The organism is Brachybacterium sp. UMB0905, assembly GCF_002871795.1.
Lineage (GTDB): Bacteria > Actinomycetota > Actinomycetes > Actinomycetales > Dermabacteraceae > Brachybacterium.
In genome coordinates this window covers 115,154-124,898 of the sequence record NZ_PNHL01000007.1, presented here as the reverse complement: position 1 = coordinate 124,898, position 9,745 = coordinate 115,154, and the positions used below count along the sequence as shown (strand labels likewise).

General features: G+C 68.7%; 11 protein-coding genes. 4 read left to right on the top strand and 7 right to left on the bottom strand.

The features are described from left to right. Both CJ197_RS08695 and CJ197_RS08690 read left to right on the top strand, forming a co-directional pair. Positions 1–418: DNA repair protein RecO (locus tag CJ197_RS08695; protein ID WP_102236350.1), on the top strand; the 418-nt coding region annotated here is incomplete at its 5' end. Between the two features lie 78 nt (positions 419–496). Next, positions 497–1,330, top strand: coding sequence for an isoprenyl transferase (locus CJ197_RS08690; RefSeq protein ID WP_102236349.1), 834 nt, complete (start codon positions 497–499; stop codon positions 1,328–1,330). On the opposite strand, the gene CJ197_RS08685 is transcribed toward CJ197_RS08690, so the two are convergent. The 5 genes from CJ197_RS08685 to CJ197_RS08665 form a co-directional block, all read right to left on the bottom strand. Further along, positions 1,312–1,827 carry a DedA family protein gene (locus tag CJ197_RS08685; RefSeq protein ID WP_102236348.1) on the bottom strand — a complete coding sequence of 172 codons (516 nt, stop codon included), beginning with the start codon at positions 1,825–1,827 and terminating at the stop codon, positions 1,312–1,314. The genes CJ197_RS08690 and CJ197_RS08685 overlap by 19 nt on opposite strands. A 13-nt stretch (positions 1,828–1,840) precedes the next feature. Beyond that, a complete protein-coding gene (locus CJ197_RS08680) occupies positions 1,841–2,251 on the bottom strand; it encodes a Fur family transcriptional regulator (RefSeq protein ID WP_102236347.1) in 411 nt (136 codons plus the stop codon). A gap of 68 nt (positions 2,252–2,319) precedes the next feature. Beyond that, the gene (locus CJ197_RS08675) at positions 2,320–3,246 is read right to left on the bottom strand and encodes a metal ABC transporter permease (protein WP_102236346.1); all 927 of its coding nucleotides are present in this window, start codon (positions 3,244–3,246) and stop codon (positions 2,320–2,322) included. Then, on the bottom strand, positions 3,243–4,007 hold the full coding sequence (locus CJ197_RS08670) for a metal ABC transporter ATP-binding protein (protein ID WP_102236345.1): 765 nt from the start codon (positions 4,005–4,007) through the stop codon (positions 3,243–3,245). The genes CJ197_RS08675 and CJ197_RS08670 overlap by 4 nt, the downstream gene beginning before the upstream one ends. After that, the gene (locus CJ197_RS08665) at positions 4,004–5,164 is read right to left on the bottom strand and encodes a metal ABC transporter substrate-binding protein (RefSeq protein WP_233190764.1); all 1,161 of its coding nucleotides are present in this window, start codon (positions 5,162–5,164) and stop codon (positions 4,004–4,006) included. The genes CJ197_RS08670 and CJ197_RS08665 overlap by 4 nt, the downstream gene beginning before the upstream one ends. A gap of 177 nt (positions 5,165–5,341) precedes the next feature. On the opposite strand from CJ197_RS08665, the gene CJ197_RS08660 reads away from it, so the two are divergent. Together CJ197_RS08660 and CJ197_RS08655 are read left to right on the top strand one after the other, a co-directional pair. Beyond that, positions 5,342–6,733 (top strand): glycine--tRNA ligase, encoded by a 1,392-nt coding sequence (locus CJ197_RS08660; protein ID WP_102236343.1) that lies wholly within the window; start codon positions 5,342–5,344, stop codon positions 6,731–6,733. 191 nt (positions 6,734–6,924) lie between these two features. Then, positions 6,925–7,341 carry a hypothetical protein gene (locus CJ197_RS08655; protein ID WP_146007738.1) on the top strand — a complete coding sequence of 139 codons (417 nt, stop codon included), beginning with the start codon at positions 6,925–6,927 and terminating at the stop codon, positions 7,339–7,341. A 22-nt stretch (positions 7,342–7,363) separates the two neighbouring features. Here the strand turns inward: CJ197_RS08655 and CJ197_RS08650 are convergent, their stop codons facing one another. Beyond that, positions 7,364–8,404, bottom strand: coding sequence for an LLM class flavin-dependent oxidoreductase (locus CJ197_RS08650; protein ID WP_233190763.1), 1,041 nt, complete (start codon positions 8,402–8,404; stop codon positions 7,364–7,366). Between the two features lie 128 nt (positions 8,405–8,532). After that, positions 8,533–9,745 (bottom strand): glycoside hydrolase family 1 protein (locus CJ197_RS08645; protein WP_102236340.1); only part of this gene is annotated, 1,213 nt, incomplete at its 5' end.

Below are 9,745 nucleotides of genomic sequence, written 5' to 3'. Positions count from 1 at the left end.
CGACGACGTCGTCGACCCCTCCCAGCGCGGGTTCCTGCTACTGGTGGGGGCGCTGCGCAGCATGGCGGGCGGACGGATCGCCCCGCCGCTCGTGCTGGACTCCTTCCTGCTGCGCACCCTCGCGCTCTCCGGCTGGGCCCCCGAACTGCGGGTCTGCGCCACCTGCGGGGCGCCCGGGCCGCACCATGCCCTGGACGTGCGCGCTGGCGGGCTGGTGTGCACGCCGTGCCGCAAACCCGGTGCTGCGGCGGTGCGGCAGGCCACCGTGGAGCATCTGATCTTCCTGCTCGCCGGAGACTGGGAGAATGTGCTCGATGCCGAGGAGACCGTGATGCAGGAAGCCGGCCGCCTCATCGAAGACACGATCACCTGGCACCTCGAGCGCTCGGTACGCTCCCTGTCCTACGTCGAACGTTAGTCCCGACACCCCCGTCGGCCCCGCACCGTCCCCACCGCCCGCCACCTGCTTGACCACCCCTGACCTGCGAGGATACCCATGCCGCCTGCGAGCCTCCGCCGCTACGAGGAGCCCTTCGCGCACCCCTCCGGGGCGCTGCCACCGCAGCTGCCTGCGCCCACGATCCCGCGGCACGTCGCGGTGGTGATGGACGGCAACGGGCGCTGGGCCAATCAGCGAGGCCTGCCCCGCACGGCCGGCCATGAGGCAGGGGAGGCGGCCCTGCTCGATGTGGTCGCCGGCGCCCTCCAGATCGGCGTGACGCACCTGAGCGCCTACGCCTTCTCCACCGAGAACTGGAAGCGCTCCCCGGAGGAGGTGCGGTTCCTCATGGGCTTCTCCCGGCAGGTGCTGCGCCGCCAGCGCGACACCCTCAACTCCTGGGGCGTGCGCATCGTGTGGATCGGCCGCGAGCAGCGCCTGTGGGGCAGCGTCATCAAAGAGCTCAAAGAGGCTGAACGTCTCACCGCCGACAACACCCGCATGACGCTGTATATGTGCGTGAACCATGGCGGGCGCGCCGAGATCGTCGATGCGGTGCGCGATCTGGTGGAGCAGGCACGGGCCGGAAAGATCACAGGCTCGCGCATCACCGAGAAGAGCTTCGCGCGGCACCTGGATGACCCCGACATGCCCGATGTGGATCTGTTCCTGCGCACCAGCGGCGAGCAGCGCACCAGCAACTTCCTGCTCTGGCAGGCGGCGTACGCGGAGCTCGTGTTCGTCCCCGAGCTATGGCCCGATGTGGACCGCCGCGTGCTGTGGCGGGCGATCACCGAGTACGCCCGGCGGGATCGCCGCTACGGCGGGGCCGTCGACGCCCCGCAGGAGCCGACGGCTGGGGCGGCGGGCGGTCAGTCCACCGGGGGCTGATCTACGCGCGCAGGCTGCGGTTCACCGAGCGTCCCGCCGGTGCGCCGACGATGCCGCAGCAGCACGGCCACCAGCACCACGAGCACGCCGAGCACACCCACGGCGCCCCACGGCGAGATGATGAACAGCTCGAACCAGGCCCGGATCGCCACCAGCCCCACGGTCGCGTAGATGAAGGCCCAGGCGAGTCCGCCCACGGCCAGGGCCGGGGCGTAGCGGCGGGCAGGCATGCCGGTCAGTCCGGCGGCGGCGTTGGCCGCGGTCTGGAAACCGACGGTCAGAAAGCTCAGTGCGACCACAGGCGCGCCCCAGCGGTTGATCATCTCCGTGGCGCGCTCCACGCCGGGGGAGTGGAGGAAAGCGGCCATGCGTCCGCGGTCAGCAGCCTTGCGGGCACCGCGGCCCAGCAGATATGTGGCGCCCGCCCGCAACCAGATCACGACGTAGAGGAACGCGACCGCGGGGATCAGCGGCAGCTCCCGCACCCACTCCATCATCGGCGGCAGCCCATCATCGGCCGACCTGCTCCGCCCCGGCCTGTGCCGTGTGCTCCGGGCACAGCCCGAAGACCTCCAGAGTGTGGTTGAGGTCGGTGAAGCCGTGCTCGTCCGCGATCGCGGTCACCTGCGTCTCAAGCTTCGGGGCGAGGAACTCCACGGTGCGACCGCACTCGCGGCACACCAGATGGTGATGGTGGCCCTCGTCCTCACACTGCCGGTACAGCGACTCCCCATCGGCCCCGATGAGGACATCCAGGCGGCCGGCAGAGGCGAGGGTCTGCAGATTCCGGTACACGGTGGCGAGGCCCACGCTCTCGCCGTCGCTGCGCATCTGCTCGTGGATCTGCTGGGCAGAACGGAAATCATCCTGCCGAGAGAGCGTCTCGAGGATCGCGGCGCGCTGGCGGGTGTTGCGTTGCATGTCATCGATTGTCCCTCACCTGTGGCGCAGATGCTGTGAGCCACGAAATGACACGCGGGGGCGAATGGTCACATCGCGCGATCGGCAGTGGGTTCCGGACGGTGAACCCGGGCATGCGCGTTATCCCGATCGGTCAGCGCCGTCTCGGTGCGATGCCCCCCGAGCGCCGCCCGCACGGTCAGCGCCACGATGTACACCGCGATTGTCGTCAGCACAATGACGCCGCCCGGTGGCAGGTCCACGTACACGGTCAGCAGCAGACCGCCCAGCGAACAGGCCACGGCGATCACCATGGCGGTGCGCATGGTGCGCGCGAAGCCGACGACCATCTGCTGCGCGGCGGCGACCGGCACGATCATGAGCGCGGAGACCATCAGCGCGCCGACGATCCGCATCGACAGCGTCACCGTCAGCGCCGCCATCACGGCAATCGCGACGTTCACCAGGCGCACCGGCAGCCCCGATGCCCGTGCGAACTCTTCATCGCCGGTCACCGCGGACAGCAGGCCGGACAGTCCCATGCCGATCGCGAGCACCACCAGGGACAGGGCCGCGGCGATGATCATGTCCGAGCGAGTCACGGTGGACAGCGAACCGAACAGGTACCCCATGAGGTTCTGGGACGTGCCACCGGCCAGCTGGATGATGACCACGCCCCCGGCGATGCCGCCGTAGAACAGGATCGCGAGAGCGACATCGCGGCTGGTGTGCCCCACCTCGCGCACGTACTCGATGGCGAGCGCCCCGATGACAGAGGCCGCCAGCGCACCGGGGATCGCCAGCAGATCCACGGGCGTCGCAGCGGTCCAGGCGCCGACCAGCCAGCCGATCGCCACACCGGTCAGCGCCACGTGCCCCAGGCCGTCGCCCAGCAGCGACAGACGCTTCTGCACCAGATAGGTCCCGACCACGGGCGCGGTCAGACCGATCAGCACCGCGATGATCAGCGGGTAGCGCAGCAGATCGGAGGTGAGGATGTCGAGGGGGGAGATCATGCCGGGTGGATCTCCTGTCCGAGGCAGTCGTGAGCGGTGAGGTCTGTGTGCGGGTGCTCATGACCCGGATCCATCAGCGGGCGATCAGCCACCGCGCCGTCATGGATGACATGCCCGTGATCGAGCACCACGGCACGGTCGATGTCCTGCTCGAGCATCCCGATCTCATGCAGCACCACGAGGATCGATACGCCGCGGGTGGCGAGATCCCGGAACAGCTGGGCGAGCAGCTGCTGGGTGCCGAGGTCCACGCCGGCGAAGGGCTCATCGAGCACCAGCAGGCGCGGATCCCGCACGAGCGCGCGGGCGATCATGACCCGTCGGCGCTGCCCCCCGGACATGCGGGTGATGGGCCGACGGGTAAGATCCGCCATCCCCACGGCCTCCAAGGCCGTCTTCACCCGGGGGTCGTAGGGGCGAGGGAACCAGGCGCGCGAGGACAGCAACCCGGAGGTGACGACCTCCCGCGCGGTCGCGGGGATGGACCCGAACTCGGGGGAGTCCTGAGGCACGTAACCCAGCACGTCATGGCTGCGCCGACGGTCCAGGGGACTGCCGAACAGCTCGACGCGGCCGGATTCCATGGGGACCACACCGACGGCCGCGCGCAGCAGCGTGGATTTGCCCGAACCGTTGGCGCCCAGCAGGGCGACGGTCTCCCCGGCCCGCACCGTGAGGTCGACGTCCTGGAGGATCGCCGCGCCGCCCAGGCGCACCGAGGCGCCGTGGACGTCGAGGGCCGGGGAGGGGGCGGTCGTCACGACCAGCTGTCCACGAGCTTGTTCGCGTTCTCTCGCATCACTGCAGGATAGTCCTTCGCCTGATCCAGCTGGGTCTCGAGGTTGTCGAGCTCCTCGCTGGCGACCCCGGCGTTGTCGGCGAAGGTCTGGGCGACCTTCGGCGAGGCGGTGGTCTCGAAGAAGATCGTGTCGACGCCCTCGGCCTTGATGAGCTCCTCGAGCTCGAGCAGACGCTGCGGGGACGGCTCGGTCTCGGGGTCCACCCCGGCGATGCCCACCTGGTGCAGGTCGTACCGTTCGGCGAGGTACGCGTAGGCGGCGTGGCTGGTGATGAAGGTGCGCTCCCCGGAGCTCTTCTGGTAGAGCTCGGTCAGCTCCGCATCGAGCTCCTCGAGCTCGGTGCGCAGATCCGCCGCAGCCTGCTGGTAGGTCTCAGCGCCCTCGGGGTCGAGCTCGCCGAGCTTCGCGGCGAGCGCCTCGCCCACCTGGGCCATGCGCAGCGGGTCGTGCCACATGTGGGGGTCATTCGGGCCGTGGTCATGGCCCTCGTGATCGTCGTGCTCGTGGTCGTCATGCCCGTGGTCGTCGTGCTCGTCGTCGTGAGCATCGTCCTCATGGTCATGCTCGTCATGCTCATGATCGTGCTCGTCATGCTCGCGATCATGATCGTGCTCGTCGTGATCATGATCGTGCTCGTCGTGATCATGATCGTGCTCGTCGTGATCGTGCTCGTCATGATCATCGCCGTGATCGTGATCATGCTCGGCACCGTCCGAGGGCAGCATCTCGATCACGCCGGAGACGTCCAGGACGTTGTCGGCCTTGCCGGAGGCGATCGCATCATCCAGCGCCAGCTGGTAGCCGGGGATCTGCAGCACCAGATCCGCTTCCTGGGCGGCCATGGTCTGTTGCACCGACAGCTCCAGGCCATGCGGGTCAGCGCCCGGGGTGGCGAGGTCCGTGAGCGTCACCCGGTCACCGCCGATGGCGGTCACGAGATAGGTCATCGGGTAGTTCGAGGTCACGATGTCCAGCGCACCGCCGCCGGAGCCACCACCATCACTGCTGCCGCCGCCACCTTCGCCGTTGCTGCCACAGGAGGCGAGCACGGCGGCACCGCTGCCCAGGCCGAGCAGCGCGAGAACGGAACGACGGGACGGAGTCATATCGAAGGGCATGACAATCATTCTCAGCAGTTCAGGGGCTCCATGCAAACTGCTGGGGGCGGCGTGGCGCCTGTTCGTGCCGACCATCACAGCCTGTGATGCTCTGGCAGGCTCGCCGCACCCGGTTCGTGCGGCGCTGCCGACTATGCTGGATGCGTACCCGATATCCCCGTCACCAGGAGAATCCCCGTGGCCAAGGCCCCCGCCAGTGCGCTGGACAACGTCATCTCCCTCGCCAAGAAGCGCGGCTTCGTGTTCCCCGCCGGGGAGATCTACGGCGGTACCCGCTCGGCCTGGGACTACGGTCCGCTGGGCGTGGAGCTGAAGGAGAACATCAAGCGTCAGTGGTGGCGCACCTTCGTACAGTCCCGCGGAGACATGGTGGGGCTGGACTCCTCGATCATCCTGCCGAAGGCCGTGTGGGAGGCTTCCGGTCACGTCGCGACGTTCACCGACCCGCTCGTGGAGTGCAAGAGCTGCCATTCGCGCTTCCGCGAGGACCACCTCATCGAGGCCTTCGAAGCCAAGAAGAACCGCGCCCCCGAGGGCGGGCTCGCGGAGATCGCCTGCCCGAACTGCGGCAACCGCGGTGAGTTCACCGATCCGCAGCAGTTCTCCGGCCTGATGAAGACCTACCTCGGCGCGGTGGACAACGAGACCGGTCTGCACTACCTGCGGCCCGAGACCGCCCAGGGCATCTTCGTGAACTTTCTGAACGTCGTCACCGCCTCCCGGGTGAAGCCGCCGTTCGGCATTGGCCAGGTCGGCAAGGCCTTCCGCAATGAGATCACCCCCGGCAACTTCATCTTCCGCACCCGCGAGTTCGAGCAGATGGAGATCGAGTACTTCACCCCGCCGCAGGAAGCCGAGGAGCATTTCGACCACTGGGTGGAGGCGTGCTGGAACTGGTTCGTCGACCTGGGTATCCGGGAGGAGAACCTGCGCCGATTCGATGTTCCCGATGGCGAGCGCGCCCACTACTCCGCCGCCACGATCGACATTGAGTACCGCTTCGGCTTCCAGGGCAGCGAGTGGGGTGAGCTGATGGGCGTGGCCAACCGCACCGACTTCGACCTCGGCAGCCACACCGAGCACTCCAACGCCACGATGCAGTACTTCGACCAGGCCAGCGGCGAGAAGTACACCCCGTACGTGATCGAGCCGTCCTTCGGCCTGACCCGCGCGATGATGGCTTTCCTGGTGGACGCCTACACCGAGGACGAGGCCCCCAACACCAAGGGCGGTGTGGACAAGCGCACCGTGCTGCGCCTGGACCCGCGCCTGGCCCCCGTCAAGGTTGCCGTGCTGCCGCTGTCCAAGAGCGGGGACCTGGTCCCGCGCGCCACCGCCCTGGCCGATGAACTGCGCCAGCACTGGAACGTCGATATGGACGTCTCGCAGGCCATCGGCCGCCGGTACCGCCGCCAGGATGAGATCGGCACCCCCTTCTGCGTCACGATCGACTTCGAGACCGCCGAGGACCAGGCTGTGACCATCCGCGAGCGCGACTCCATGGCCCAGGAGCGCATCGCCCTGGACCAGGTGGCCTCCTACCTCGGATCCCGTCTGCTGGGCGTCTGATTCCCCGACCACGACGGCAGCTGCGCCTGGTTTTCCCGGTGAAAGGCGTACGTGCCGATGCGGTGGAGGCGCTACTGGAGACCGCTGCTGGAGGTGGAGCGTAGGACTGCGGGATTGATTCCCGCGGTGCCGCGTTCTGTGCGGTACCGTGCTCGCGGGCGGCGCGGGCCGCCCGTCGGAAGGGGATGATCATGAGCGGCAGCGCATCCGCGTCGGAGCAGGGGCACCAGAGCGAGAGCAAGCCCGGCACGTGGATCGGGACGGTGCTGACCTTTCTGGTCCTCGGGTTCCTCGCGGTGAGCTTCGCGGCGAGCTTTGTGGGTGGCGGAGAGAAGGAGTGCACGGTCACCGGCGGGTACACGACCGTGACGAACAAGCGAGGATCGGGCATGTCCAGCTCGGTCACGATCGAGACCGAGCAGTGCGGCGAGCTGCGCTGGGGTGCCACGAGCTTCCTCGGACTTGACGGCGGCGGTGCGAGTGCCGAGGAGCTCGACGAGCAGTTCCCGGAGGGGCTTGAGCAGGGGGCGACCTACCGCTTCACCACGCAGGGGTACCGGGTGTGGCCCTTCGGGAAACCGTCGATCGTGGGCGTCGAGGAGATGTGAGAGAGCTGCTCGCGGACCCTCGTCACACGATGGCCGTGAGCAGGTGCGGGACCACATCGGTCGCGAAGGTCTCCAGCACCTGGTGGCGGGCGTGCGCGGAGGCACCGAAGGGCAGCACGAGGCAGATCTCATCGGCCTCCTGCACCACTGCATCGCTGAGCAGTGCATGCGCCACGGTCATCGGATCATCGAGCACCACGCGGCTGAACACCGCGGGATTCCCGCCGATCTCTACGCCCGCATGCTCGGTGGCCACCGCCGGTGCGGCAGCGCGCTCGCGCGGGATCAGGGACACCCACTGCTCGAGCTCTTCCTCGGTGCGCATGGGCAGCATCTGGCGGGAGACCATCACGTGCCCGTCGCCGTGCCCGGCCTCGCGGGAGGCCTCGCGGTAGGCGCGCAGCGCCTCCAGCTGCAGCACCTCGAAGGAGCGACCGGAGCCGTCATCGGGCGCCATCGTGGCCAGCTGCAAACCCAGTCCCAGGGATCCGGCCATCGCCGCACGCTCGGGGCTTGCCGCGCCGTAGGCCAGACGCTCCCGCAGGCCCTCCGCCCGCGGCTCGATCCGCAGCGGCGTCCCGGGCTCCACACCCTCGATATGCGCATCGGCCCCCGCGACCACCTCGCCGTCCACGAAGCGCAGCAGATCATGCAGCACCCGGTTCACCATTTCGGTGCGGTCCCCCTGGACCTGCCCGAAGGCGCGGGTGTAGATCGCATCATGCGCCGAGTAGCCCGAGCCGAGCCCCGGGCGCAGTCGACCGCCGGTGAGCAGATCGGTGGTGGCCAGATCCTCGGCGAGCCGCCCGGCGTTCTCGAACCGCAGGGGGATCACGGCGGTACCCACCTGGATCCGCTCGGTGTGCAGTGCCGCCGCCGTCAAAAACGGCAGCGGCGAGGACAGAGCATCCTGCAGGTGCCGCACCCGCACATACCCCACGTCGTAGCCCAGACGGTCGGCATCCTCGAACAGGGCGATGCCGCCGGCGAGATCGGCGTGATCCACCTGCGCGACCAGGCCGAAACGCGGCACCGGGCGGGACTCAGCAGCGGGAGCAGTCAACAGTCTTCTCCTTTGACGGGGTGCATCGTGCAGACGGGAGAGGCACGATGCCATGGTGCCATTGTCCCCCGCGGCGGATCAGGGGACCCGGGACCCCGGGTCCGGGCCGATGACGCCGCCGGCACTCCTCAGCCGATGCGGTAGCGCTGCGGGGCCACGAACTCCTCCCGCGCCGCATCGCTGATCCCGCCCTCGGCGATGATCCGGGCAAGAAAACGCCCGGAGGGCTTGATGGTGCGGGTCTGGGTCTCGTAATCGTTGTGCACCAGGCCGAAGCGCGGCATCTCGCCCTCCTGCCACTCCCAGTTGTCCACGAAGCACCAGTGGTAGTAGCGCTCCACACCGAGCGTGGGATCCGCCAGTAGCGAGAGATGGTCATTGAGGAACCGGCAGCGGAAGCGCTCGAGCAGACCGGTGGCCGGGTCGCCGTTGTCCGCGGTGCCGTTCTCGGTGATCCACACCGGCGCAGCCGAGCGCTCCCGGAGCCAGCGGATGCAGCGCACGAGCCCTTCGGGGTAGATCTCCCAGCCCAGGTCGTTCACGGGCACGCCTGGGAAGGTCCCGTCGGACAGTCCGGCGCTCGCGGTGCGCGCGTAGTAGTTCAGCCCCAGGTAGTCGTGGAAGCGCCCGGGCGTGATGCCCGCGGGCTGGCGACCCAGGAGGCGGCGGAAGCGCCCGGTCAGCATCGCTTCGGCGATCACGTCCTGGAACAGGGCGGAGCTGAGCGGCACCGCCGCCCGATGCAGCGGGTTGCGCGAGTTCTTCGGGTCGAAGGCCCGCATGTGATGGGCGAACCCCACCCGCGCATCGGCCTGCAGCTCATGGATCAGCAGATAGGCACGGCAATGCGCCTCGGCCATATGCGCCATCACCGCCCGGACCTTGCCGGGGCTGCGATCCCCGGGCGGCCCCTCCTGCCACAGATGCGACTGGGCGGCGTAGACGTTCGGCTCGTTGATGGTGACCCAGTCGGTCACGAGATCCCCCAGCGCCGTGACGACCTCCCGCACGAACCGCAGCCAGATCGGAACCGACTGCGGGATGGTCCATTCCCCCAGCCCCTGGAACCAGGACGGCTGGGAGAAGTGATGCAGGCTCACGAGCACCTGCACCCCACCGGCCTGCAGCGCCGCGATCTCCTCCCGGTAGCGCTCGAGCGCCTCGGTATCGAACTCCCCGGGCCGCGGCTCGATCCGCGACCACTCGACGCTCATGCGGTAGATCTGCAGCCCCAGGCCCGTCAGCAGATCCGTGTCCTCGCGCCATCGCACCCAGTGGTCGGTGCTGCACAGCGGCGTGGAGCCGTCGCGGATGTTCCCGGGCACCTGCGCCCAGTCGTAC